Source organism: Kitasatospora sp. NPDC056273 (assembly GCF_042268845.1).
Lineage (GTDB): Bacteria > Actinomycetota > Actinomycetes > Streptomycetales > Streptomycetaceae > Kitasatospora.
Map to the genome: position 1 here is coordinate 1 of NZ_JBHJSJ010000045.1, position 25,382 is coordinate 25,382.

Below are 25,382 nucleotides of genomic sequence, written 5' to 3' on the forward strand. Positions count from 1 at the left end.
CCCGTACGGTCACGGGTGCCGCCCCTCGGCGGTGCTGCTTCGCGCGCTAGATGATCAGGCTGAGCGGCATGATCAGGGCGATGGCGACCACCGAGATCACCGTCTCCATCACCGACCAGGACTTCAGCGTCTGCCCGACGCTCATCCCGAAGTACTCCTTCACCAGCCAGAAGCCGGCGTCGTTGACGTGCGAGAGGAACAGCGAACCGGCGCCGATCGCGAGCACCAGCAGGGCCGCGTGGGTCGAGGACATGTTCGCGGCGAGCGGGGAGACGATGCCGGCCGCGGTGATCGTGGCGACCGTCGCCGAGCCGGTGGCCAGGCGGATCAGCACGGCGATCAGCCAGCCGAGCAGCAGCGCGGAGATGTGCCACTTGCCGGACCACTCGCTGACCGCGTTGCCGACGCCCACGTCGATCAGGGTCTGCTTGAAGCCGCCGCCCGCGCCGACGATGAACACGATGCCGGCGATCGGGCCGAGCGACTTGCCGACGGTGTCGGAGACCCGGGCCTTGTCGAAGCCGGCCGCCTTGCCGAGCGTCACCATGCCGAGCAGGGTCGCGGCGAGCAGCGCGATCAGCGGGGAGCCGATGAAGTCGAACACCCGCTGGCCCAGCGCCTTCGGGTTGTCGATCACCACGTCGGCCAGCGCCTTGCCGAGCATCAGCACGACCGGCAGCAGGATGGTGGCCAGCACCGCGGCGAAGGAGGGGGTGCGGTCGTGCTTGGCCGTCTCCTCGGGGGCGGTGGCCGCCGGGATCTCCAGCGGGCCGACCCAGCGCTCGGCCACCCGGGCGAACAGCGGACCGGCGATGATCAGGGTCGGGACGGCGATCAGCAGGCCGAGCGCCAGGGTGATGCCGAGGTCGGCCTTCAGCGCGTCGACGGCGACCAGCGGGCCCGGGTGCGGGGGCACCAGGCCGTGCAGCACCGACAGGCCGGCCAGGGCCGGGATGCCGACCCGCATCAGCGGCACGTTGCCGCGGCGGGCGACCAGCAGCACGATCGGGATCAGCAGTACGACGCCGACCTCGAAGAACAGCGGCAGGCCGAGCACGGCCGCGATCAGCGCCATCGCCCAGGGCAGCGCCTTGTTGCCGGTGCGGGAGAGCACGGTGTCGGCGATGATGTTGGCGCCGCCGGAGTCGGCGAGCAGCTTGCCGAGCATCGCGCCGAGGCCGATCAGCAGGCCGACGCTGGCGACGGTGGAGCCGAAGCCCGTCGAGAAGCTGCTGAGCAGCTTGTCGAAGGGGGCGCCCGCGACGGCGGCCAGCAGACCGGAGCCGAGCGTGAGGGCGAGGAACGGGTGCAGCTTCAGCTTGGTGATCAGTACGACGATCGCACCGATGCTGAGCAGCACCGCGATCAGCAGCTGGGAGTCGCTGCTGGTGTGCGGCAGGGCCGGTGGGGCGGCCGCCAGCAGAGTGGGGGCAATGCTCACGCGAGGTCTCCATTGACGGGCCGCAGCAGCGCCACGGCCATCTCGACGAGTTCTTCGGGGGACGGGCCCACGTCCAGGGCGGCGCCGCGCTCGTCCGCACCCAGGGGCTCCAAGGTGGCGTACTGGGAGTCGAGCAGCGACGTCGGCATGAAGTGGCCGGTGCGGTGGGAGAGCCGGTCCTCGACCAGCTCGTGACCACCGCTGAGGTGCAGGAAGAAGGCTCCCGGGGCGTCCGCGCGCAGGATGTCGCGGTAGCGGTGCTTCAGCGCCGAGCAGGTCACCACGCCGCCGGTACCGGCCTCGGCCCGCTCCTTGAGCCAGGCGCCGATGGCGCGCAGCCAGGGCGCGCGGTCCTCGTCGTCCAGCGGGATGCCGGCCGACATCTTGGCGATGTTGGCCGGCGGGTGGAAGTCGTCCGCCTCGGCGAAGGGGAGAGCGAGGCGGTCTGCCAGCAGGCGGGCCAGGGTGGTCTTGCCGACGCCCGAGACGCCCATCACCACGATGGTGAAGGGGGACTGCGGGAAGTCGTGGTTCTCGACGCTGAGAGCCATGGGGTGGTGCTCCTTCGTTGCCTGGCCGCCACTATCGCCTCAAAGATATGACGTATTCAAGTGGAGGAAACCAAATCGTCATACTTTTGCGGTGTGGTCTGGGTCGCAGGACGCCACAACCCGGGCCGCGGGACGACACGACCCGGACCGCGGGGCGGCACGACCACCGCCACAGGGCGACGTGAACGCGCGCGGGGCGGGCGTCTACCCTGGGCGGATGGAGATCCAGGGGCTGCCCGGGCGGCTGCTTGACGAGCTCGGACCGGCGATCGCGTCGGGGGAGGTCCCCGAGGGGGCCGTGCTGCGCGGCGAGGAGCTGGAGCACCGGTTCGGGGTCTCCCGGACGGTGGTCCGGGAGGCGGTGCGGATCCTGGAGGGGATGCGCATGGTGGCGTCCCGGCGACGGGTCGGGATCACCGTGCAGCCGAAGTCGGTCTGGGACGTCTTCGACCCGATGGTGATCCGCTGGCGCCTGGCCGGCTCGGACCGGCCCGCCCAGCTACGCTCGCTCGGCTCCCTGCGGGTGGCCGTCGAACCGGCCGCGGCCGCGCTCGCCGCCACCCACGCGAGCGACGACGACCGGCGCGAACTCAGTTCACTGGCCGTGGATCTGACGGTCACCGCGCGGGCCGCCGACCTGGCCACCTTCCTCGAACACGACATCGCCTTCCACTCCCTGGTGCTGCGCGCCTCCGGCAACGAGATGTTCGCCCACCTCGGGGACACCGTCGCGGCGGTGCTCACCGGCCGGACCGAGTACCATCTGATGCCCGATCAGCCGGAGTCGTACGCGATCCGGCTGCACCGCGAGGTCGCGGAGGCGATCTGCGCCAAGGACGCCGGCCACGCCGAGCGGGCGATGCGGACGATCGTGAGCGGCGCGCTGGAGGAGCTCAACGCCCAGCTGGACTGAACCGGGGCGCCGGGGGCGCCTGCCAGGCCTGCCGGGACGGCAATGACGGCCCGGATGGCACGGTTTGGCGGCAGTTCGGCGGTTATGGAGGCATAGTCCTGGTTCGGCGGGGCAGAGTGAGCCGAGGGGGCGCGTTTCGTGTGCGCCCGTTCCGTATGCTTCACCGAACACGCGCCACGCGCCTGGGGGTCGCTCGATGTCCGTGCCACGCCGCCGCCGTCGCCGCCTACCCGACGAGGTACGCGCCGCCGCAGTCCGGGCGGTGCTCTGCCTGTCCTTCACCCTGGTCGGCGTCGTGGTGGCGACGCTGGCCTCGTACGCGGACAGTTGGCTGCTGACGCCCGCGCTGCTGGCGATGGGGCTGGGGGTGTTCGGCACCATGTGGTGCCTGGTGGAGATCCTGATCTCCCGCCAGGTCGCGGCCCAGCGGATGCAGTCGCCGGGCTCCGCGCACCCGATGGCGGGCAGCCGGGCGCCCTCCGAACCGCTGGCCGCGCGGCCGTTCCCCCGGCCCGGCTCGTCCTCGGTGTACCGGCAGCCGTACGAGTCGCCGCAGCCGCAGCCGTACGGGCCGGGGCGGCAGCAGCCCCAGCCGTACGGGTCGGGGCAGCCGCCGTACGGGAACCAGCAGCCGCCCCGACCGCCGTACCAGCAGCCCTACCAACCGCCGCGACAGCCACCGCAGCAGCCGCCGCGCCAGGCCCGGGTGCAGCCCAACCACCCGTAGCACCAGGCCGATCGGTCAGTCCCGGAGCGGCAGCGCCCGGTAGTGGGTGGTGAGCCGGCGGTCCTCGTCCAGGACGTGGAAGGCCAGCATCGGCGGGTGGTCGAAGGAGATGCCGGGCCCGCCCTCGAAGGGCAGCGTGACGGTGGAGACCACGCCGGGCGCGATCAGCAGCGGCAGGCCGGCGAAGGCGGTGGCCGCGGAGGTGTGCGCGTGGCCGCAGAACAGGGCGGCCACCCGGGGGTGGCGGCGCAGCACCCGCTCCAGCCGCTCCTCGCCGAACTGGCGGATCGGGTCGACGTACGGCAGGTGCAGTTCCACGGGCGGGTGGTGGAAGGCCACCAGGGCGGGCAACTCGGTGCGGCCGGAGGCGAGTTCGGCGTCCAGCCAGTCCAGCGTCGGCTCGTCCAGCAGGCCGTCGTGCTGCCCGGGTATCGAGGAGTCGAGCATCAGCACGTCGGCGCCCGGCAGTCGGTGCACCCGGTTGACCGGCCCCTCCCCCGGCGCCTCGCCGAGCAGCACCTCCCGGTACGGCGACCTGGAGTCGTGGTTGCCCGGACAGGTGAACACCGGGTGCCGGGAGACCAGGACCTCGGCGACCTGCCGGTACTCCTCCGGCAGGCCCTGGTCGGCGAGGTCGCCGGTGACCAGCACCGCGTCCAGCGGGCCGGGCAGGGCGTCGAGGTACGCCATCACCTGCTCGGCCCGCCGGCGGGCACGCTTGCCGTCGTCCCGGCCGTGGTCCTGGCCGAGGTGGATGTCACTGAGGTGCGCGATCGTCAGCATGGCGATCACGCTAGTGAGTTCACGGCTGGGCGGGAACCTCCGCGGGGCGCTTGAACATCCGGGTCGCGGTGATCTCGCCGTGGATGGTCGGGCCGTCCGGGTCCGGCGCGGCGGGCAGGCCCGGGCGCAGGTGCTCCTCGACCGAGATGTACTTGAGGCCGGCCCGCAGGTCGGCGTCGTTGCGCAGGCGGATCACCAGCGGGAACTCGGCGAGCGCGGTGGTGTCGAACAGGCCGGTGGTGTAGATCAGCTGGACGCCGAGCGCGTCGGCCACGGCCCGCTGGAGCTCCAGCAGGTAGGTGGCGTTGGCGCGGCCGATCGGGTTGTCCAGGAACAGCGTGCCGGCGTGCCGCAGTTGGGACTGGCCGCGGTCGTTGGCGCGCAGCGCGGCCATCGTGCAGTACAGCGCGATGGCGGCGGTGAGCAGCTGGCCGCCGGAGAAGACGTCGGACATCTGGCCGACGCTGACCCGCTCGGCGCGCAGCACCGCGTCGGGCTTGAGGATCTCGACGCTGACGCCCTTGGGGCCGATCGCGGCGGCGACCCCGCGCAGCAGCAGGGACATGCCGTCGCGGCGCAGGTCGCTGTTCTTCCTGACGGCGGCGCGGGTGGCCTCGTCGATGACCTCGCCCAGGCGCTCGACCAGGGTGGCGTGGTCCGGGTCCTCGAAGCGGATCCGGAGGAACTCCTGGCCGGACCACTCCCCCAGGCCCTCGGGCAGCCGGGAGAGCCGCTGGGCGGCGCGCAGGGTGGTGAGCGAGGACTCGACCAGGCCGCGCAGCCGGTCCACGATCGAGCCGCGGTTCTTCTCCAGCTGGGCGAGCTCGTCGGTGAGCACCCGCAGCCGGGGCGCGAAGGCGGTGGCCCAGGCGGCGGCGTGCTCGGGCAGCGCGGAGGCGGGCAGTTCGCGGATCTGCTGGCGGGCGGGGGTGCGGACGGCCTCGTAGCGGGCCGCGTTGGCGTGCCGGACCAGGGCGTCGGCGGTGTCGCGGACGGCGAGTTCGGAGGAGGACAGTTCGCCGGCGGCGGTGCGCAGGGCGCGGCGGGCCTCGGTGGCGCCGGTGCGGGCCTCGGTCAGCGAGCCCAGGTACGGCTCGACCGGGTCGTCCGGGTCCTCCTGGTGGTCGCGCAGGCCGTCGCGGAGCTGGCCGGCCAGCTCGTCGAAGTCGGCGGCGGAGGCCTGGGCGGTGTCGAAGGTCCGCTGGAGGTCGGCGTGGGCGGTGCGGGCGGCGTCCAGGGCCTCGCGGCGCTCGGCCAGGCGGCTGGTGGCGGTGCGCAGCAGGGCCTGGGCGTGCTCCGGATCGGTGGGGACGAGGTCCTCGGGCAGTTCGGTGTGCGCCTCGCCGTCGGCGGGGGCGGAGCGCTCGGCCTCGCCGCGCAGCCGGCCGAGCTGCTCGCTGGCGGTGGCGGAGCGGGCCTCGATGGTGGCGACCAGTTCCTCGGCGCGGGCGGCGGCGGCCTGGCGGGCCGGGCCGTCGGCGCCGTCGGGGCTGCCGAGGAGTTCCTCGGCGCGGGTGCGCACCTTGTTGGTGAGGCGGTCGAGTTCGGTCGCGGCGGCGGCCTCGTCGCCCTCGGCGCGGGCCTGTTCGGCGCGCAGGTCGGCGCCGACGCCGACCTTCTCGTACAGCTGGGAGGCGGCGCGGTAGGCCTCGCGCAGGGCGGGCAGCGCGGCGGGGGCAGCCTCGGCGGGCTCGTCGGCCTGCTCGGCGGCGGGGATCTCGGCGCGTTCGGCGCGCAGCGCGCGGGCCGTCCGGCGGGCGTCGTCGGCGGCGCGCTGGGCGGCGCGGCGGTCCTCGTCGCAGGTGCGGGCGCGTTCGGCGCAGAGCGCCTGGCGGCGGTCGCACTCGGCGGCGTCCTCGGCGAGTTCGCGCTGGCGGCGGGCCCAGTTGGCGCGCTCGCGCAGCCGGAAGGCGAGGCCGGAGAGGGCGTCGGCGCGGCGGCGGGCGCGCTGGGCGGCCTCGCGGTGCTCCTCGTGGGCGGAGGCGGCCGCGGTGTGGTCGGTCTCGGCCTCGTCGTGGTCGGCGCGCAGGGTGGCCAGGGCGGCGGCGGCCTGCTCGGCGTGCTCGCGGGCGGCCTCGGCGGCGGCGGCGAGTTCGGCGAGGGTGCCGGGCGGGCAGCTGGCGTGCCAGGAAGCGAGGCGGGCGGCGAGGGCGCGGTCGGCGCCGAGGCGGCCGGCCAGTTCGCGGATGTGCTCCTCGCGGGCGCTCGCCCGGGCGCGCAGTTCGCGGCGCTCGCCGTCGGCGGCGGACTCGTCGTGCATGGCCGGGTTCGGCGGCACGAGGAAGAAGGCGGGCTCGTCGGTGATCGGGGCGATCAGCGAGGCGGCGGCGCCGACGGCGACGGTGGAGCGCGGCAGCAGGGCGGCGGCCTGCAGGGCCTCGCGGGCGCGCTCCAGCGAGGACGGGTCGGTGACGACGACGCCGTCGACCAGTTCGGGGCGGGCGGCGAGGATCGCCTCGTGGTCGGCCGGGTCGACGGACTGGGCGAGGTAGCGCCAGCCGGGCAGGGCCGGGATGCCGTGCTCGGCGAGGTACTCGACGGTGGCGAGCACGTCCGGGCCGGGCGGCAGCAGGCCGCCGTCGCCGAGGGCGGCGAGGATGCGGGAGTCGTCGGCGGCCGCCGTGCGGAGGTCGAACAGGGTGCGTTCGGCGGCGGCGATGGACTCGTCGAGGAGTTCGCGCAGGTACTCGGCGTTGCGGTCGAGCAGGGCGGGGGTGAGGAAGCCTGCGTCCTCCTCGGCACCCTCCTGGTACGGGGTCAGGGAGAGCAGGTCGGCGAGGCGCTGCTCGGTGGCGAGCAGGGCGGCGGTGCGCTGCTCGGCGGCGAGGGACCGGGCGGCGTCCTTGCGCGCGTCGCCGGCCCGCTCGGCGGCGAGTTCGGCGCGCGAGGTGGCGGCGGCGGACTCGCGCAGCCGGGCGGCGGCGGACTCGGCGGCGGTCCGGGCCTGGGCGAGCGCGGCGGAGGCGGCCTTCTCGACGTCGGCGGCGTACAGGGCGGCGCGGGCCGGGTCCACATCGCCGTCGGCGTCGATGAAGCCGGCCGCGACGGCGGCCTCGGTCTCCTGCTCGACCTCGGCGAGGCGCTGGCGCAGGTGGTCGGCCTCGCTGCGGGCCTTCTGGGCGGCGGTGGCGGCCTCGGTGGCGTCGGTCTGGGCCTTGCCGCCGTCCTGCTGGAGTTCGCCGGCGCGCTCCTCTTCGGTGTCGGCGCGGGACTCGGCGGCCGCGGCGGCGGCCTCCAGGGCGCGGGCCAGGGCGGTCGCGGCGCGGGCGCGGGCGGCGAGCGCGGGGGCGGCGTCCAGCTCGGCCTCGCGGATGGCGGCGGCGACCCGGGCGACCCGGTCGGCGGCGGCGCGCTGGCGCAGCACCGCCTCGGCGGCCTGCCAGGCGGAGTGCAGGGTGCGGGCGTCGATGAGTTCGCGGCGCAGCGCGGCGGCCTCGGCGGTGGCCGCGGTGAGGCTCAGGGTGGCGTGCCGGTGGGTGAGTTCGTCGGTGATCAGGCTGTGCCGGGTGCGGTCGGCCTCGGCGGCGGTGACGGCGCTCGCGGCGGCGGCGACCTCGATGGCGAGGTCCTGGGCGCGGTCGCGTTCGGCGGTGGCGCGGGAGGCGAGGGCGTGGGCGAGGCGGCGGGTGCGGCGCTCGGCGGTGCGGTGGGCCTCGCGGACGGTCTCGCGGGCGGTGGTGGCCTCGGCGATGCGCTCCAGGAGGTCCAGCGAGCCGGCGGTGAAGTCGCGTTCGGCGGTGAGTTCGGCGCGGCGGCCGAGCTTGGCGGCGAAGCCGTGCACGAGGTCGGCGAGGCCGTCGGTGTCCCGGGTGTCGGTGACGGCGCGCAGCAGGAGGTCGGTGAAGTCGCTGTCGTGCTTGACCGCGAAGAGGCCGGCCGCCTCGCCCTCGTCGGCGTTCATCTCGCGCTGGTAGCGGAAGAGTTCGGGGTCGAGGCCGAGCTCTCCGAGGTGCTCGGTCCAGCGGTCGTGGCCGTCCTCGAAGACCAGGTCGAGGTGCGGGTGGGCCTTGCCGGCCTCGGTGAGGGCGTCGCGGAAGCCCTTCATGGTGCGGCGGCGGCCGCGGGCCTTCTGGTCGCCGGCCAGGCTGACCCGTTCGGCGACCGGCAGCGAGTCGAGGGTCAGGCCGGGGCCGGGGCGGAAGGAGTACCAGGTCTCGGCGAACTTGCGCGGGTCGGAGGAGACCTGGCGGCCGCGCCACTCGCTGACCTTGCCGACCACGATCGGCTCGCCGGTGACGGTGTGCTGCCACTCCAGGGCGACGTGGCCGCAGTCGTCGGCGAGCAGGAACTTGCGCAGCACGCCGGAGCTGGCGCCGCCGAGGGTGTTGCGGTGGCCGGGGAGCATGACCGAGAAGATCAGCTTGAGCAGGACGGACTTGCCGCCGCCGTTCTCCAGGAAGAGCACGCCGGCCGGGGCGGGGCGGCGGACCGGGCCGTCGGGTTCCTCGCCGAACAGGCCGATCTGCTGCGGGGCCGGGTCGGCGACCGGCTCGCCGACGCCGCGCAGGTCGAGCACCGTGTCGGCGTAGCGGGCGCCGGCCGGTCCGATCGAGTAGAGGCGGACCCGGTTGAGCTCGTACATGTGCGGCTGTTCTCCGTGGCTTGCGTGGCGTGAGGGATGGGCGGCGGGCCGGATCGGGGCGGGTGGGCCGGGGCCGGCGCGGTGGGCCCGGAGCGGGTGGGCTCCGGGCGCCGGGGCTCAGAGGGAGTGGAACGGCAGCCCCGCGTCGGCGACCAGTTCGTCGCCGGTGTCCGGCGGCAGCAGGCTGGCGGTGCCGTCGGAGACCGGGACGATGCCGAGGTCGAGCAGTTCGGCCATGGCCGCGCTGCCCGCCAGGTCGCGCACCTGGAGCTGGTAGCGGGCGGTGGTGCGGTAGGTGCCGCCGGAGTCGTCCGAGACCTTCTGGAGGAAGCCGGAGTCGACCAGGAACAGCACGGCCTTGGCGACGATGCCGATGGTGGAGCCGGAGAGCCGGCGGGCGTCCTTGGTGGCGCCGGTGGCGGTGCGCCGGGCCCAGACCCGCCAGGCGGCCTCCAGGCCGGGGGCGTCGGAGGCCGGGTCGGTGTTGGCGCCGTCCGCGTCGGCCTGCTCCTCCAGGCGGCGGCAGGCCTGGCGGACGAAGGAGTCGACGCCGTTGACGGTGATCCGGCCGAGGTAGCCGTCGTCGGCGAGGTCCTCGGGGCGCGGGAAGGCCATCGCGGCGACGGCCAGGTGGGCGAGGCCGTGCAGGAAGCGGTCGGTGGACTCGGAGGCGGCGCGGCGCGAGTAGTCGCCCATCCGGACGGCGAACAGCGAGTCCTCGGCGGCGGCCACGGCCATGCCGGCCCGCGGGGAGACCTCCAGGACGACCAGGCCCATGCCGGTCGCGATGGCGTCGGCGAGCCGGGCGAACGGCGGGTCCTCGCGGTGGCGGCGCACCAGGTCGGCGTACTCGGCGTCGCGGGCGGGCAGCAGCTTGGCCTGGAGGCCGAAGGAGACCAGTCGGGCGGCGTCCGCGACGTCGGCCGGGGTGATCGGCGCGGGGGCCGCGGGTTCGGTCTCGGCCGCCCAGGACGTGTCGTGGTGGGTCGTCACGGGCGGTGCTCCTCGGGGGTGGCGCGGTGGTTACGGTTCGTCATGGTTGGTCCCGGCGGGGTTGGTCCCGGCAACGTGTGCTCCCGGCCGGTCAGCCGGCGTCCTTGCGGTCGGCGGCCATGCCGACCGCGTCGAGCAGGGCGCTGCCGACGATCAGGTCGGCGCCGCCGAACTCCCGGTCGCGCAGCGGGGTCCCGTCGTCCACGGCGAACAGCAGCCGCTCCTCGCCCTGGCGGTAGGCGGTGCCGACCGGCGGGCTGGCCGCGTGCACGGCGAGCAGGGCGACCAGGTACGGCAGGTCCGGGTCCTGCTTGCGGGCGTCGGCGAGCAGGCCGGAGAGCCGGCGGGGGGCGTCCGGGGGCAGGTCGAGCAGGAGCATCGCGGACTCCAGCTGGGCCTCGGAGAACCGGCTGTCGTCCGGGGTGGCGACGAGGTCCGGGTCGGGCAGCTCGGCGCCGAGGTGCTCGCGCTCGACCGGCGGGGTGAGCAGCAGGTCGACCAGGTCGGCGACCCGCACCGAGACCGGGGTGCGCAGACCGGCGCCGCGGGCGAAGAACGCGCCGGTGGGGCGGACGGCCTGCTCTATCGGCAGCCGCAGCACGGGGGCGAGCAGCTGCCCGTAGAGGTCGATGCCGCTGCGGGCGCCGGGGGCGGCGAAGGCCTGGCGGTCCTGCTCGGCGCGGAACAGCGGGCCGGCCTCCAGCAGGCGGGTCTGGAGCTGGGTGTGCCGGCGGATGCAGTCCTTGACGATGTCGACCAGCTCGGCGGCGCGGCGCTTGTGCTCCGGGTCCTCGGCCTCGTCGCGGGCCTTGCGGATGTTGGTGAGAATCGCGTTCTCGTGCCGGTAGCGGTCCGCGATGTGGTCCAGCGCCTCCTCGATGAGATCGGGGATGGCGCGCATCCAGTCCACCGCCCGGACGTTGCGGCGGGTGGCGTCCAGGGCGCGGCGCAGCGTCTCGGCGTACTGGACGGTGCGGTAGCGGGCCTGCTCGGCGGCGAGCTGGGCGTCGGCCAGGCGGCCGCGGCGGATCAGCACCTCCAGCTTGACCTCGGCGGCGATCTGGGCCGAGGTGACGTCGGTGTCGAGCGCGCCGACCAGGACGTTGACCGCCTCGTCGGTGGTGCGCAGGTAGACGCCGCCGTCGGGGCCGGGGACCTCCTCGATCAGCTTGAAGTCGTAGTCGCGGCGGACGTACTCGCCGTCCGCGCCGAAGGTGCCGTAGACGGCGCGGAAGCCGCGGTCCACGCTGCCGACGTTGATCAGCGACTCCAGCACCCAGCGGGCGACCCGCTCGTGCTCGACGGCGGGACGGCCGACGGCCTGGGCGGCGACCCGGGGCAGCAGCCGGGCGAGCACTATCTCGCGGTCGGCCCCGGTGTCGAAGTCCATGTGCAGGGTGACCAGGTCGATCGCGGCGAGGCCGACCTCGGCCATCGCGTAGCCGCCGTACTCGCCGGCCAGGTTGACCTTGCGGTTGTCCAGGTCGTGCAGCGGGGCGGTGCAGGCCAGCGCCTTGAGCCGGCGGGCCAGGCCCTCGTCGGCGGCGGGGCCGGGCGCGGGGCGCACGGCGGCCGGGCCGGCCGGGGGTCGGAGGCCGGGCTCGATGGGCGGGTCTGCGATGGCGGTCACGGTGGACAAGATTAGAGGTTCGCACCGAGTTCGACCGAAACGGACCTTGCGGGCGGGCGGAGCGGCAGGTGGGCGGCGGTTCGGGTGACGGATTCGGAACGTGGTTTCGACGGGATTCCGCCATTCCCGAACCGGTATTCGAGAAAACCGTGAGGGTCGCGCACCGGTTCGGTGATGATCGACCCATGATCACCCGACTGGCCAAAGCGGGCCTCGCCGCCGCGCTGTCCGTGACCACCCTCACCACCGGCGCCGTCCTCGCCACCGGTGCCACCGCCGAGGCCGCGACCCCGGCGGTCCCGACCTCCGCCCAGCACGTGACCGTCTCGCAGAGCGGGAACTACCCCGGCGGGTTCTTCACCACCGGAAACATGTCGGTGTCCTGGACCGTCGCCGGCACCGCGGATCTGACCGGGCCGACCCACATCACCCTCGACCTGCCGCCCGGCGTCACCACCGACGGTGCGATGTTCTTCCCCGCACCGGCGGACTACACCTTCACCACCGTCCTCTCCCCCGACCACCGCCACCTGGAGGCCGTGTTCACCGGCACCCGGCCGGTCGGGAGCTACAACTTCATGAAGCTCAACCTGGCCACCACGCCCGGCGTGCCGATCGTCGGCGCGATCACCGCGACGGTCGCCAACCCGAACGACACCGACCCGACCGGGCACGTCTCCGGCTACGACCTCGGCAGCAAGAGCTACCTGCCGGCGACCGTCCAGGCCGCCCCCGCCGTCACCGGCCTCGACACGGCCACCGGCCCGGGCACCGGCGGCACCGCGGTGACCGTCAGCGGCAGCAACCTGGCCAACGGCATGGTGCTGGTCGGCGGCGTCCCGGCCCCCGGCCGCTGCACCGACACCGCCTGCGCGGTGACCACCCCGGGCGGCACGGGCAGCGCCCCGGTCAGCGTGGTGACGCCCGGCGGCACGGCCGCGGCTCCGGTCACCTTCGACTACACCGGCGCCCCGCCGCCGGCCCCGGCCGCACCGGTGCTCAGCAGCGTCTCTCCCACCTCCGGCCCGGCCGCCGGCGGTACCCGGGTGTACCTGTTCGGCAGCAACCTGACGTACGGGTCGGTGGCCTTCGGCGGGGTGCCGGCCACCCACGTCTCCTGCGGCCCGGCCGCCTGCACCGCCACGGCCCCGGCGGGCGCCCAGCCCGGGCCGGTGGACGTCACGGTCACCACGGCGGGCGGGACCAGCGCGCCGGTGACGTACACCTACACGGCGTAGCGGCCGTACGCGGCGCACTGGCCGCCGTCGGTGCCCGGGTTCCGCGGAGCCCGGGCACCGCTGCGTTCGGGGCGGGGCAGTGCCGCCGCGTCCCCTCCACGACTCCGCCCGGGCCGGTGCGGCCCCGGCCACCCTTCCCGCCGACGCGACCGGTTCCCCTCCAGCCCCCGATCCGGCCCCGCCCCACCCCCGCGTGCCCCGACCACCCTGCCCGTTCCCCTCCTCGCCCCACCCACCCCAAAGGCAAGTTGAACACGTTCAAAAGATAGGTCTAGAGTCGGTTCCGCGCAGGCGGGACAAGGCTCCGCCTGCACTTCGGCATGCTCGGCATGGAGGTGTGCGAGATGGACGGCGACTCGGCGGTCATCCTTCGCAAGGTCCGACGGTGGCTCTGGTTCTTCCTGGTCTGCCTGGTGCTCAGCGGTCTCACCGCGTTCCCGCTGGAGACCGAGACCCGCTGGCTGGCGGACTTCGCTGCCGGCCCGGCCGCGCCGCTGAGCGATCACCTCCCCGGCGCGACGGCCTGGATCGACCGGGTCCACACGGGCGTCGCCGAGACCAACGCGCGGTACCCCTTCCTCGCCTACGGCACCGACTGGCTGGCCTTCGCCCACCTGGTGATCGCCGCCGCCTTCTGGGGGCCGCTCAAGGACCCGGTCCGCAACATCTGGGTGATCCGCTGGGCCGTGCTGGCCTGCGGGGCCGTCATCCCGCTGGCGCTGATCTGCGGGCCGCTGCGCGGGATCCCGCTGGCATGGCGATTCATCGACATGTCGTTCGGCGTCTTCGGCGTCATCCCGCTCCTGCTCGTACTGCGGGCGCTGCGCCCGCTGGAGCGCGCGTTCCGGGGGCCGGCGACCGCCGGTTGAGCCCGGGCGGCCCGCGCGCCCGGCTCGCACCCCGGCGCGACCCCGCGCGGCGCCGCCCCGGGGCGTGTGGCCCCGGGCACACGCCGCGGCGCCCGCGGGGCTCCGGGTCACGGGCAACGGCCTTCATCCGCAGGCCCTACCATCTGGCTCAACAGCTGCTGGGAGGCGGACGGGCGTGGCCGATGCGGTGATCGATCTCAATGCGGACCTCGGAGAGGGGTTCGGACGCTGGACCCTGACCGACGACGAGGCCCTGCTGTCGGTGGTGACCAGCGCCAACGTCGCCTGCGGGTTCCACGCCGGGGATCCGTCGACGATGCGCCGGGTCTGCGCGCTGGCGGCCGAGCGCGGCGTCCGGATCGGCGCCCAGGTCTCCTACCGCGACCTGGCCGGCTTCGGCCGCCGCGCGATGGACGTGCCCCCGGAGGAGCTCGCCGACGAGATCGCGTACCAGATCGGCGCCCTCCAGGTGTTCGCCCGCGCGGCCGGGTCCAAGGTCTCCTACGTCAAGCCGCACGGCGCCCTCTACAACCGGGTGGTCGGCGACTCCGAGCAGGCCGAGGCCGTGGTGGCCGGCGTGCTGCGGGCGGGCGCGGTCTGCGACGGGCCGCTGCCCGTGCTCGGCCTGCCGGGCTCGCTGCTGCTGGAGGTGGCCGAGGGCGTCGGGCTCCCGGTGGTCGCCGAGGCCTTCGCCGACCGCGCGTACACCCGCACCGGCACCCTCGTGCCGCGCCGCGAGCCGGACGCCGTGGTGCACGACCCCGAGTCGGTGATCACCCGCGCCGTCGCCATCGCCCGGGACGGCACGGTGGAGGCCGCCGGCGGCGAGCGGATCGCCGTCGAGGCCCGCTCGCTCTGCGTCCACGGCGACACCCCCGGCGCCGCCCAGCTCGCCTGGCGGATCCGCGGCGCCCTGGCCTCCGCCGGGGTCCGGGTGGAGGCCTTCACGTGACACCGGGGACGGTGCGCCGGGTCGGCGAGCGGGCGCTGCTGGTCGAGCTGCCCGGGACGGCCGAGGTGGCCGCGCTGTACGGCTGGCTGAGCGAGCGCCGGGAGTCAGGGGCGCTCGGTGCGGTGGAGGAGCTGGTCCCGGCCGCGCGCACCCTGCTGCTGGACGGCGTCGCGGACGTCGACGCCGTCGCGGCCCTGCTGCGCACCGCCCGTCCGACGGCGGCGGCCGACGTGGCGCGCGGACCGCTGCTGGAGGTCCCGACCGTGTACGACGGCGCCGACCTGGCCGAGGTCGCCGCGCTGTGGGGGGTCTCCGTGGAGGCCGCCGTCCGGATCCACACCGGGCCCGAGTACGTCGTCGCGTTCTGCGGCTTCGCCCCCGGCTTCGGCTACCTCACCGGCCTCCCGGCGCCGTACGAGGTGCCGCGCCGGGCCACCCCGCGCAGTTCCGTCCCGGCCGGCTCGGTCGCCCTGGCCGGCCCGTACACCGGCGTCTACCCGCACCCCTCCCCCGGCGGCTGGCAGCTGATCGGCCGGACGGCGCTCGCCCTCTGGGACGCCGACCGCGAGCCCCCGGCCCTGCTGGCCCCGGGCACCCGGGTCCGCTTCACCGCGGAACGGGCCTGAGGGGGAGACGAGTTGAACGAACTGGTGGTGGAGCGGCCGGGACCGCTGACCACGGTCCAGGACCTCGGGCGGCGCGGGGTCGCCCACCTCGGGGTGCCGAGGGCCGGGGCGCTGGACGAGCCGGCCCTGCGGGCGGCCAACCGGCTGGTGGGCAACGAACCCGGGGCCGCCGGGCTGGAGACCACGCTCGGCGGGGTCGCGCTGCGGGCCGTCGCGGCGGCCCTGGTCGCCGTCACCGGTGCGCCCTCGCCCGTCCGGGTGGACGGCCGGCCGGCCGCCTGGGGCGCACCGGTCCTGGTGCCGGCCGGAGCGCTGCTGGAGGTGGGGGCGGCAACGGCCGGGGTGCGCGGCTACCTGGCGGTGGCGGGCGGGATCGACGTCCCGCCGGTGCTCGGCAGCCGCTCGACGGACCTGCTCGCCGGGCTCGGGCCGGCCCCGCTGGCCGCCGGGGACCGCCTGCCGGTCGGCACCCCGCCGCCGTACCGGGCCCGGCCCGAGCTGGTGCCGCTGCCCGCTCCCCCGGCCGAACTGGTGCTGCGGCTGCGGCTCGGACCGCGCGCGGACTGGTTCACGCCGGAGGCGGTGGCCCGCCTCGGCCGCGACCGGTACCTGGTCTCCCCGACCGGCAACCGGGTCGGGCTGCGCACCGAGGGCCCGCCGGTCGCGCGCGCCCGGGACGGCGAACTGCCCAGCGAGGGCATGGTGTTGGGCGCGGTGCAGATTCCGCCGGACGGCCGCCCGGTGGTGTTCCTGGCCGACCATCCGACCACCGGCGGCTACCCGGTGATCGGCGTCGTGCCGGCCGCCGACCTCGCGGCCGCCGCCCAGGCCCGGCCGGGGACGCCGGTGCGCTTCGTCCCCCTGCGGGAGCGCTGAGCGGGAGCACCGGGCGACCCACGAACCCGCTCACCCCTGTTCGAGCGCCTCCGCCGCGGCGGCCGCGAAGCCGTCCGGGTTGTCGATCATGATGTTGCGCCCGCAGTCCGGCACCGCGACCACCCGGACGCCGGCCGCACGGAGGGCGTCGGCGCCGGTGGGCTCGCCGTCCGCCGCCGGGTGGAGGAAGGTGCGCGGGAGGTCGAGGCCGAGCAGCAGCTCGCGCATGGTCGGTTCGGTCGCCCGGGCGAGGTGGCGGGCGCTGCGGTGGAGCGCCTCCGGGCCGGCCAGCCGCATGGTGGACCACCAGAACGGGCCGACCCGCTCGGCGAATTCGCCCAGGCCGCCGGCCAGGAACTCCTCCTCGCCGTAGGCCGCGATGCCGCTGCTTCCGGGGCGGCGCCGGTCGGGGTCGATCCGGTCCAGGTTGGCGTCCACCAGGAGCAGCCGCTCGACCAGGTGCGGGTGCCGCCGGGCGAGGACGATCGCGACCGCCCCGCCCATGCTGTGGCCGACCACCTCGACCCGGTCCGGCCCGGCGGCCGCGACCGCCGCCGCGACCGCGTCCGCGTGCTCCTCCAGCGTGTAGCCGAAGTCCGTCGGCCGGTCGCTGAGGCCGAAGCCGAGCAGGTCCAGCAGCAGCGAGCGCCGCCCGGCCAGCAGCGGGTGGGCGGCGGCGGCCGCGAAGTAGGCCGGCGAGCTGGAGCCGAGCCCGTGCAGGTAGAGCCGGACCGGCTCGGCGCCGGGCAGCTCGACCCAGCGGATCCGGTCGCCGTTCGGGGTGACGGGGGCCTCGCGCATGCTCACTCGCTCCTCGTTCCTGGGGGCCGGCTCGGGGTGCCGGCCCGGGGGTTTCCGGCGGACGAGCAGGACCATACCTCGAACACGAGGTATCGCAATAGCGAGATACCCACGCCCCGAGGGACGGATCTGAGAGAGTGGCCCCATGCTGAAGCTCGCCATCCTCGGATTCCTGTACGACCGCCCCCTGCACGGCTACGAGCTGCGCCGCCACCTCGCCGCGCTCACCGGGCACGTCCGACCGATCAGCGACGGCACGCTCTACCCCGCGATCAAGCGTCTGGAGGCCGACGGCCTGCTGGTCCGCGAGACCGAGCCGGGCAGCGCCGCCGCGCCCCGGCACACCCTGCACCTCACCGGGGCCGGCCGCGCCGCGCTGCTCGACCGGCTGCGCGAGCCCGAACCGCTCGACGTCAGCGACGAGAACCGCTGGTTCACCCTGCTCGCCTTCCTGCGGCACCTCGCCGACCCCGCCGCCCAGGCCGCCGTGCTCCGCCGCCGACTGGCCTTCCTCGCCGAGCCGGCCAGCTTCTTCTACGAGGGCGACCGCCCGCTCGGCGCCGAGGAGTTCGACGACCCCTTCCGGCGCGGCCTGCTGCTCGTCGCCCGCGCCACCACCGAGGCCGAACTCGCCTGGCTGCACGCGACCCTGGCCGATCTGGAGGACGGCCCCCGGTAGACCGGGCCCCGAACGCGCCGCGGCCCGCGCGGACCTGCCGACGCCCTCTTCCCCCGCCCACCCGTCCGTGTTCCGATGAACGGCATGGCAGACGAACGACGCGATGGCTACGACGGGACGGGCGAGGGTGCGATCACCCCGGACGGCTGCGCCGTCGAAGTGTGGACCCGCCTCCCCGCGGGCGACGCCCCGGACGTGATCGAGGCGGCGGTGCCGCCCGGCGCGCACATCCTCGAACTCGGCTGCGGCGTGGGCCGGATGACGCACCCGCTGACCGACCGGGGCTTCACCGTGACGGCCGTGGACGAGTCCGCCGACATGCTGGCCCGGGTCCGCCCGGACGTCCGCACGGTGCGCAGCCCGATCGAGGGACTGGACCTCGGCGAGCGCTTCGACGTCGTCATGCTCGCCTCCTTCCTGGTGCACGCCGGTGACGTGACGGTCCGCCGGGGCCTGCTGGAGACCTGCCGCCGGCACGTCGCCGAGGACGGCTGCGTGCTGGTGCAGCGCGAGGGCGAGGACTGGCACCGGAACGTGCCGCGGGAGAGCCCGATCGGCCCGGACGGGCGGGCCCGGCTGGTCTCCGCCACGCCGGTCGGCGACGGAGTCAACTCCGTGCGGTTCGAGTACGTCTTCCCGGACGGCACCTGGACCCAGACCTTCCTGTCCCGACCGCTCAGCACCGAGGCGTTCGAGCGGGCGCTCGCGGAGGCCGGTCTGGTGGTCGAGCGCTACCTGACGGCGGACCGCACCTGGGTCCGGGCGCGGCCGGTGCTGTAGCTCCCGGCCACCGCCGGAGCGGCAGGGGCCCTGTGCGCAAAGCCGGAACAAAGGGTGAACAAAGAACTGTCACCTTCACCCCGTACCATCAGCCGCGCGCCGGGCTCGCGCGCGGCCCGCGGGCCGGGCGGGTCACGGTGGTCCCGCACGCCCATCCGACCCGCAAGGACCCGCCCATGCCGCCCCTGCCCCTCGCCCGACGGATACCCCCGGCGGGTGCCCGGTGATCGATTGGTTCCACGGGGCCGTCCTCGGCCTGATCCAGGGGCTCACCGAGTTCCTGCCGGTCTCCTCCAGCGCCCACCTGCGGGTCTTCTCGGCCCTGCTCGGCTGGGACGACCCGGGTGCGGCCTTCACGGCCGTCACCCAGCTCGGCACCGAGACGGCGGTGCTGATCTACTTCCGCCGGGACATCGCCTCGATCATCAAGACCTGGGCACTGTCCCTGTTCCGGCCGGCGCTGCGCTCGGACCCGGACGCGCGGATGGGCTGGTTCGTGATCATCGGCACCCTGCCGATCGGCATCCTGGGCAAGCTGTTCCAGGACACCATCGAGACCCACCTGCGCGACCTGCGGATCATCGGCACCACGCTGATCGTCTTCGGCCTGATCCTGGCCTTCGCCGACCGCACCCGGGCCGTCCGCCACGCCCGTCCGATCACCGACCTCACGCTGCCGCACGCGGGTGTCTACGGCTTCGCCCAGGCACTGGCGCTGATCCCGGGCGTCTCCCGTTCCGGCGGCACGATCAGCGCGGGTCTGCTGCTCGGCTACAGCCGGGAGGCGGCGGCCCGCTACTCCTTCCTGCTCGCCATCCCGGCGGTGCTCGCCTCCGGGGCGCTGGAGCTGTTCAAGATCGGCGAGGGCCCGGCCCCGGCCTGGGGGCCGACCATCCTGGCCACCGCGATCGCCTTCCTGGTCGGCTACGCGGCGATCGCCTGGTTCCTGAAGTACATCTCGACGCACAGCTTCCTGCCGTTCGTCGTCTACCGGGTGCTGCTCGGCGTTCTGATCATCGGACTGGTCGTCGGCGGCGTCCTGACTCCGGACGCGGGCGCGGTGAAGTAGAACCGGGTTCCACAAACCAGGACCCGCGGAAACGAGTGGGCCGGGACACCGACACGGTGTCCCGGCCCACCGAACGTTGTGGACCCTAACGCCCGAACTCCCGGGCGGCGGTCAGCCGGCCGCGTACGGCGGCATGGACCTCGGCCTCCTCGGCCGGGTCGGCGGCGAGCCTGCGCAACCGCTCCAGCACACGCGCGTCGCCCGTGGTGGCGACATGGCGCGCGGCGAGCTCACGCGTGGACTCCTCGCAGTCCCAGAGGCACTCGACGGCGGGCCCCTCGGGAAAGTGCACGTCGGTCGCGGCCAGCGCCTGGGCAGCGCGTCCGCGCAGCTCGGAGGAGGCGGCCTCCCCGTAGACGTGGCGCAGGACCGGGACGGCGTCGGCGGCGGCCAGCCGCCCCGCACCGTCGACCAGCGACCCGAGCCCGGTACCGCTGACCCCGCGCACGGAGATCCAGCGGCGCAGCCCGGCCACCACCAGCGGCGCGTCGGCCGGCTCCCCGGCGTCGGCGAGCAGCTGGACGGCGGCCTCGCCGAGCGCGCTGTCGGCGCCGCCGCTGGCCGGGTCGGCCCAGCGGCGCGCGTGCGTCAGCACCTCGGGGCCGCGCATCCGGCCGAGCAGCTCCAGGGCGGCCCGGACGATCCGGTCGTCCACGTCCGCGGCGGCGGCCTCGATCAGTTCGACGGCGGCCGGGTCGCGCTGTTCCACCAGGTGGCGCAGGGCGGCCCGGCGGGCGCCGGGCAGGCCGTCGCGGGCCGCTTCCAGCAGCAGCGGACGGTCCTCCGGCCGGACCACGGCGGTCAGGCAGCGGGCGGCCGCGGCGGCGCGGCGGTCCACCGCGTCGGGGCCGGACGGCGAGTCGGGGCCGCGCGCGGGCTCCGGGCGGGCGTCGGGCCGGCCGAGGAAGGCGCCGGCGCCGAGGCCGCCGAGCTCGCCCTGGTCGGCCCAGGCCAGCACGTCGGCGGTGGACCAGCCGGGGGTGACCCCGCTGCGGTTGATCTGGCGCTGCCACAGGTCGAAGGGTGACTGCTCGCTGGCCGCCGCCACTCTGGGGTGGTAGGCCGCCCAGAGCCGCCAGGGCCGGGGCTCGTACGCGTTGCGGATGAACTCGCGCAGCTCGGCGTCGCCCTCGGGGCCCGGCTCGAAGTGGTCCAGTACGGCGGTGCCGAGCAGCAGCAGGCCGCGGTCGTCGTCGCGCAGGGCCAGCTCGTCGAGGGCCCACGCCCAGTTGGCGCCGGTAGCGGCGTACTCGCGCAGCATCAGCAGCGCGTCGCGCCGGCCGTACGCGGCGAGGTGGCCCAGGACGGAAAGGGCGAGGCCGGTGCGGCTCTCGTCGTCGGTGACCAGGTCCTCGGCGGAGTGGAGGTGGTCCTCGATGCCCTCGAGGGGGGCTTCCAGGTCCATGTAGATGCGCGCGTAGTAGAGGGAGCGGCTCTCGACCTGCCAGTCGGCTCGCGGGTCCCTGGTGACGCACTCCTCCAGCGCGGCGATGGCCTCGGCACGGTCGGCGGCCAGCGCGTGGAGCTGCCCGTCACCACGGCCTCGCTGAAGGAGGCCTAGGAGGCTGGCACTGGGTGCTATCACTGGCTCGAACATGAGGTCAGCATCCGTTGCGGCGGTCGGAGTGGCAACGGGATTTCCGTCGCCGGGGTCTCTGGTCGGTACTGCGGTGGGCGCCCGGGCGCCGGAATCACCGAAGGTTACCGCCTCGGGCCCCCGTCCGCACACAGGGCGACGACGGCTCCGGCCACAGTGGCATATGCCAGCGGAAATTTTGCCCGCGTTCTGTCGAAATCACCCACAGGGGTGACAACGCTGTGCGACAGTCTTCTCACTGTCCGAACGGCCCGCACACCGCGGGCCGTGTACCGAGCGATAGGTCCGCCATGAACATGCCATTAGGCGCCACCCGCCCGCCGGGAGCCGCCCACGTGGACGGCGCCCCGGCGGGCGGGGGCGGCACGGCGAGCGCCGGGAGCGGCGCGGCGAGCGGCGTCACGGTCGGCGCCGGCGGCCCGGGCGGACACGGCACGGGCGACGGTACGGGCGACGCCGACAGCGGAACGGACGGCAGAGTGGACGGCACGGCCCAGGAGCCGACCGGCCCGTACCTCGGCGCCGACGGCGACCACGACGCGATCACCGACGACGGCCCGATCGGCTCCGCGGAATGGGATCTGCTGACCGACGGGATCCAGTGGAGCCCGGAGGCCTACCTCCTCCTCGGCTGCGAGCCGGGCCACGGCCCGCTCAGCCTCGACCGGCTGCCCGACCGCCTCCCCGAGGCGGACCGGCCGCTGCTGCGGCGGATGATGACCGACGCCCTGGTGCACGGCCGCTGCGCCGCCGGCACCCTGCGGGTCCGCCGGTCCGACGGGCGCTACGACGGCGTCGAGTGCGCGGGCGAGCCCGTCCTCGGCACCGACGGCACGGTCGTCGCGCTGCGCATGCTGCTCCGCCCGGCCCCGCCGCACTGAGCGCACGGCCCCTCTCACCCCGAGCCCACAACCCCCGCCCCGCCGTACCGCGCCCGACGGCCCGGCCCGGGCCCGTACGTCCGCGGGCCCGTCAGGTCAGCCGGCGCCGGTTCTTGGCGTCCGCCGCCCGCAGCGCCCGGCCCAGCTCCTCCCGCAGCTCGTCCACCACGGGTAGCCCCCGGTACTGCGCGGTCAGCCGGTACATCTCGCGCAGCCGGTCCCAGGTCCGGTGCGAGGAGTTCTGGCCGATCAGGTTCATCACCATCTTGGCCTGGAACCGCGCCGCGTCCGGCTCGCCGGTGAGCAGGTGCACCGAGGCCAGGGTGATCCGGTCGAACAGCGCCGACCGCAGCTGCCCGGTCCCCTCCCGCAGGGTGATCACCCGCTCCGCGTGCCGGCGGGCCTCGGGGGCCGCCCCCGGGTCGTGCTCGGAGAGCGTGCGCAGCACCAGGGCCTGCATGCCGCGCAGTTCGGCCTCGTCGAACACCTGCATCCACGAGGGCGGTGGCTCCGGCGCCTCCTCGGTGAACAGGTCCTCGGCCTCCCCGAGCAGCCGGTAGGTGTCCTGGGAGTGCCCGATCGAGGCGTGCGCCCACGCCTCGACGGTGTTGAGCATGGCGCGCGTTCTGGGCAGCAGCCGTCCGCCGGCCGCCTTGGCCGCCGACATCAGGTCCAGCGCCTCGTCGGCCCGGCCCAGGTGCACCATCTGCCGCGCGGCCCGGGAGATCGCCTCGCCGGCCCGTGGCCGGTCGCCGGCCTCCTTGGCCGCGTCGGCCGCGATCATGAAGTACTTCTGGGCGGTGGGCTCCAGCCCCACGTCGTGCGACATCCAGCCCGCCAGCACCGCCAGGTTGGCCGCGACCAGCCACAGCCGCTGCTCCACCGCCGGTGCGTGCCGGTGCGTCAACAGGCCGCCGACCTCGTTCAGTTGACCGACCACCGCCTTGCGCTGCAACCCGCCGCCGCGGGCCGCGTCCCAGGCCCGGAACACCTGTACCGAGTGCTCCAGCGACTCCACCTCGTCGAGCCCGACCGGGCCCGCGTCGTACACGTCCGCCGCCGGGTGCGCTCCGCCCCCGGCGACCGCCTGTCGCGGCCCGGGGACGGAGGCCGCGTACGCGACCGCGTCCCCGCCCAGCCAGCCCTTCAGCGAGTCGGCGATGACCGCCCCGGCCGTGAGCGCGGCTCCGGCGCCCACCAATCCACGTCGGTTCAGCATGAGGTCCATTCCCGTGAACTCGGTGAGGACCGCGGCTGTTCGATCCGGCGACCATGGCACTGCTGCGGACGCGTCCGCTCCGGACCTGGTGGGCCGGTGTCGTTCCAGACCGAGGTCCTCAGTGGTGACGACACGGCCGAGCCGCTCCGTGAACACGGCCGCCAGCACCCTCGGCACCGGATCGCGCGGGATCTCCCCCTGCTCGATCCAACGCCGTACCCTCGACGTGTCGGTGGACAGCTGCAGCTGCCCCATCGCGGCACCCCGACGGTTGACCAGCCGCGCCAGCTCGCCCTTCGACCATCCGGTCAGGACGAACAGGTCGGCCAGTCGGGTGTTGGGTTCCCTGCTCAACGAAGCCCCCAGGTTCCTCGGCTGATCCGAGGCTAGAGGCTCGGGCAAGTGCCGGGCGAGCATTCGCCACCGTTCGCCAGGGCCCGCCAGACTACTAAGCCAGTGCCCGACGGGTGTGTTGTAGGGGTGCGCCACCTCGCCCCCCGGGTCGGGCGGTGTCCCACCAGCGTCGGGGCTGTCCCCCGACGGTGGCACGGGGCGCTCCCGGTCCTCACCCGAGGGGGTGGCGCGGCCGGGTGGCGCGGGAGCGCCGGGCACGGCCACGGCAGTCCGGCCGACCGCATTCCCCAGGGTGCGGACGGCCGGAGCACCGCCGACCAGGGGTTCCCGACCCCGCGTCCGTGCCCGGCGCCCGCGCACCACCGACCGCACCGCTACGGGGTACCGCGCGGAGCAGCGCACCGCACGACGTACCGCACCACCCGCAGGGCCGCCGTCACGCCAGGAAGCACACGGCACCGGCCCTCCCCCGCCCCCGCGGGGCAAGCACCCGCCGACGGACCGGAAGGGACCTCCCTCAGCCCATGTACTCCTCAGCGACGACCCCCACGCCCACCGCGACCCGCCCAGCGCTGCGCCCCCCCACCGCAGCCGCCGGCCGCACCGGCCCCAGGGCCGTGCCCCCGGCGAGCCGTCCCGCGGTCCCGCGCGGCGCCGAGGGCCGGGCCACGGACACCCGGGTCGTCCCGACCGGCCGTACGGCGCTGGGCCCCGCCACCCGTACCGCACTGGGCCTGCGGGCCCCCGAGACCGCCCTGCCGGGCGGCGGCCGGATGCCGCTGGCCCGGCAGGCCGACGGCCAGGTGCTGCGGGCCCGGCGGCCCGGCCTGCCCGTCGGCGGCGGCCCGGAGCGGATCGACCCGTCGGCGCTCCAGACCCCGGCGGTCCGGGCGGCGCTCGCGGGCGTCTCGCGGATATGTCCCGCGTTCACCCCGCGCCAGGTCCTGCGCGAGGGCAGCCGCCACATCCTGGTGGCGGGCACCATCGGGCGGGCTCCGGTGGTCGCCAAGTGCCTGGCGCCGCAGGCGGTGCGGAGTGAGTACTTCGAGCAGCTGGTGGCCGACTTCCACCACGAGGTGGCGGTCTACCGGGCGTTCGTCCGGCACCGTCCGCCGGTGCGGCTGCCCCGGCTGGTGGCGGCCGACCACGACCGGTGCGTGCTGGTCATGGAGCGCGTCCCGGGGCGCCCGGCGGCCCGCGAGCGCCACCCGGTCAACGCGCCGACCCCGGGCGAGGTGCGGGCGCTGCTCACCGCGGTCCGCACGCTGAACCTGTGGCGGCCGCCGACCGACGTCTTCCAGCCGCGCCTGGACTACCAGTTGGAGATCTCCCGCTACCACTCGGTTGGCCAGCTCACCGACCGGGACGCCGGCGACCTCCGCGGCCTGCTGCACGGCCTCGGCAGCACCCCGCTCCAGCTCTGCCACGGCGACGCCCTGCTCAGCAACATGCTGCTGGCGCCGTCCGGACCGGTGCTGGTCGACTGGGAGCAGGCCGGCTGGTACCTGCCCGGCTACGACCTGGCGGTGCTCTGGAGCGTCCTGTCCGGGGACACCGCGGCACGCCGCCAGATCAGCCAACTCGCCCAGAGCGGCGGCACGCTGGCCCGGGACGCGTTCCTGGTGAACCTGGTGCTGGTGCTGATGCGGGAGATCCGGCTGTACGACGTGCCGGGCGCCGGCGAGGAGCAGCGGATCATGATCCGCCGGCTCTACGACGACGCGGCGCTCGCCCGCCGGGCCGTCCGCGCCGCGGTCGGGACCCGCTGAGCCACCGCCTGGGCCCGTCGGACCACCGTCAGGACCCGCCGGGCCCGGGAGT

General features: G+C 75.3%; 21 protein-coding genes. 12 read left to right on the forward strand and 9 right to left on the reverse strand.

Annotation, left to right across the window (positions count from 1 at the left end):
- Positions 1-46: 46 nt before the first annotated feature.
- Positions 47-1,435, reverse strand: a complete 1,389-nt coding sequence (locus ACFCY1_RS30585) for a gluconate:H+ symporter (RefSeq protein WP_049658545.1) — start codon at positions 1,433-1,435, stop codon at positions 47-49.
- Between the two features lie 2 nt (positions 1,436-1,437).
- Positions 1,438-1,992, reverse strand: coding sequence for a gluconokinase (locus ACFCY1_RS30590; protein WP_375876680.1), 555 nt, complete (start codon positions 1,990-1,992; stop codon positions 1,438-1,440).
- Positions 1,993-2,209: 217 nt separating this feature from the next.
- Here ACFCY1_RS30590 and ACFCY1_RS30595 point away from each other — a divergent pair, with 217 nt between their 5' ends.
- Both ACFCY1_RS30595 and ACFCY1_RS30600 read left to right on the forward strand, forming a co-directional pair.
- Positions 2,210-2,905 carry a FadR/GntR family transcriptional regulator gene (locus ACFCY1_RS30595; protein WP_049658539.1) on the forward strand — a complete coding sequence of 232 codons (696 nt, stop codon included), beginning with the start codon at positions 2,210-2,212 and terminating at the stop codon, positions 2,903-2,905.
- A gap of 196 nt (positions 2,906-3,101) precedes the next feature.
- Positions 3,102-3,632, forward strand: coding sequence for a hypothetical protein (locus ACFCY1_RS30600; RefSeq protein WP_375876681.1), 531 nt, complete (start codon positions 3,102-3,104; stop codon positions 3,630-3,632).
- A gap of 15 nt (positions 3,633-3,647) precedes the next feature.
- Here the strand turns inward: ACFCY1_RS30600 and ACFCY1_RS30605 are convergent, their stop codons facing one another.
- The 4 genes from ACFCY1_RS30605 to ACFCY1_RS30620 all read right to left on the reverse strand — a co-directional run bounded on the left by ACFCY1_RS30605 (position 3,648) and on the right by ACFCY1_RS30620 (position 11,620).
- Positions 3,648-4,415: a metallophosphoesterase gene (locus ACFCY1_RS30605; RefSeq protein WP_063780355.1), complete on the reverse strand. Its 768-nt coding sequence runs from the start codon at positions 4,413-4,415 to the stop codon at positions 3,648-3,650.
- 19 nt (positions 4,416-4,434) lie between these two features.
- Complete coding sequence (locus ACFCY1_RS30610; protein WP_375876682.1) at positions 4,435-8,997, reverse strand: hypothetical protein; 4,563 nt, start codon at positions 8,995-8,997, stop codon at positions 4,435-4,437.
- 117 nt (positions 8,998-9,114) lie between these two features.
- Positions 9,115-9,990 carry a hypothetical protein gene (locus tag ACFCY1_RS30615; protein WP_049658421.1) on the reverse strand — a complete coding sequence of 292 codons (876 nt, stop codon included), beginning with the start codon at positions 9,988-9,990 and terminating at the stop codon, positions 9,115-9,117.
- Positions 9,991-10,081: 91 nt separating this feature from the next.
- A complete protein-coding gene (locus ACFCY1_RS30620; RefSeq protein ID WP_375876683.1) occupies positions 10,082-11,620 on the reverse strand; it encodes a hypothetical protein in 1,539 nt (512 codons plus the stop codon).
- A 185-nt stretch (positions 11,621-11,805) separates the two neighbouring features.
- On the opposite strand from ACFCY1_RS30620, the gene ACFCY1_RS30625 reads away from it, so the two are divergent.
- From ACFCY1_RS30625 to ACFCY1_RS30645, 5 genes are all read left to right on the forward strand, one after another.
- Positions 11,806-12,858 carry an IPT/TIG domain-containing protein gene (locus tag ACFCY1_RS30625; RefSeq protein ID WP_375876684.1) on the forward strand — a complete coding sequence of 351 codons (1,053 nt, stop codon included), beginning with the start codon at positions 11,806-11,808 and terminating at the stop codon, positions 12,856-12,858.
- Between the two features lie 329 nt (positions 12,859-13,187).
- Positions 13,188-13,727, forward strand: a complete 540-nt coding sequence (locus ACFCY1_RS30630; protein ID WP_241853229.1) for a hypothetical protein — start codon at positions 13,188-13,190, stop codon at positions 13,725-13,727.
- 175 nt (positions 13,728-13,902) lie between these two features.
- Complete coding sequence (locus ACFCY1_RS30635; protein ID WP_234348727.1) at positions 13,903-14,679, forward strand: LamB/YcsF family protein; 777 nt, start codon at positions 13,903-13,905, stop codon at positions 14,677-14,679.
- On the forward strand, positions 14,676-15,305 hold the full coding sequence (gene pxpB / locus ACFCY1_RS30640) for a 5-oxoprolinase subunit PxpB (protein WP_375876685.1): 630 nt from the start codon (positions 14,676-14,678) through the stop codon (positions 15,303-15,305). The genes ACFCY1_RS30635 and pxpB overlap by 4 nt, the downstream gene beginning before the upstream one ends.
- A 12-nt stretch (positions 15,306-15,317) precedes the next feature.
- The gene (locus ACFCY1_RS30645) at positions 15,318-16,181 is read left to right on the forward strand and encodes a biotin-dependent carboxyltransferase family protein (protein ID WP_375876686.1); all 864 of its coding nucleotides are present in this window, start codon (positions 15,318-15,320) and stop codon (positions 16,179-16,181) included.
- A 30-nt stretch (positions 16,182-16,211) separates the two neighbouring features.
- On the opposite strand, the gene ACFCY1_RS30650 is transcribed toward ACFCY1_RS30645, so the two are convergent.
- The gene (locus ACFCY1_RS30650) at positions 16,212-16,982 is read right to left on the reverse strand and encodes an alpha/beta fold hydrolase (RefSeq protein WP_375876687.1); all 771 of its coding nucleotides are present in this window, start codon (positions 16,980-16,982) and stop codon (positions 16,212-16,214) included.
- A gap of 145 nt (positions 16,983-17,127) precedes the next feature.
- Here ACFCY1_RS30650 and ACFCY1_RS30655 point away from each other — a divergent pair, with 145 nt between their 5' ends.
- From ACFCY1_RS30655 to ACFCY1_RS30665, 3 genes are all read left to right on the forward strand, one after another.
- Positions 17,128-17,661 carry a PadR family transcriptional regulator gene (locus ACFCY1_RS30655; protein WP_375876688.1) on the forward strand — a complete coding sequence of 178 codons (534 nt, stop codon included), beginning with the start codon at positions 17,128-17,130 and terminating at the stop codon, positions 17,659-17,661.
- An 84-nt stretch (positions 17,662-17,745) separates the two neighbouring features.
- A complete protein-coding gene (locus ACFCY1_RS30660) occupies positions 17,746-18,441 on the forward strand; it encodes a class I SAM-dependent methyltransferase (RefSeq protein ID WP_375876689.1) in 696 nt (231 codons plus the stop codon).
- A gap of 226 nt (positions 18,442-18,667) precedes the next feature.
- Positions 18,668-19,510, forward strand: coding sequence for an undecaprenyl-diphosphate phosphatase (locus ACFCY1_RS30665; protein WP_375876712.1), 843 nt, complete (start codon positions 18,668-18,670; stop codon positions 19,508-19,510).
- A gap of 85 nt (positions 19,511-19,595) precedes the next feature.
- Here the strand turns inward: ACFCY1_RS30665 and ACFCY1_RS30670 are convergent, their stop codons facing one another.
- Positions 19,596-21,107 (reverse strand): HEAT repeat domain-containing protein, encoded by a 1,512-nt coding sequence (locus tag ACFCY1_RS30670; RefSeq protein ID WP_074006359.1) that lies wholly within the window; start codon positions 21,105-21,107, stop codon positions 19,596-19,598.
- A gap of 290 nt (positions 21,108-21,397) precedes the next feature.
- Here ACFCY1_RS30670 and ACFCY1_RS30675 point away from each other — a divergent pair, with 290 nt between their 5' ends.
- A complete protein-coding gene (locus ACFCY1_RS30675; RefSeq protein WP_375876690.1) occupies positions 21,398-21,988 on the forward strand; it encodes a hypothetical protein in 591 nt (196 codons plus the stop codon).
- Between the two features lie 91 nt (positions 21,989-22,079).
- Here ACFCY1_RS30675 and ACFCY1_RS30680 read toward each other — a convergent pair whose 3' ends face one another.
- On the reverse strand, positions 22,080-23,561 hold the full coding sequence (locus tag ACFCY1_RS30680; RefSeq protein WP_049660292.1) for a hypothetical protein: 1,482 nt from the start codon (positions 23,559-23,561) through the stop codon (positions 22,080-22,082).
- Between the two features lie 773 nt (positions 23,562-24,334).
- Here ACFCY1_RS30680 and ACFCY1_RS30685 point away from each other — a divergent pair.
- Entirely contained in the window at positions 24,335-25,330 is a 996-nt protein-coding gene (locus tag ACFCY1_RS30685) for an aminoglycoside phosphotransferase family protein (protein ID WP_074006389.1), read from the forward strand.
- Positions 25,331-25,382: the final 52 nt, after the last annotated feature.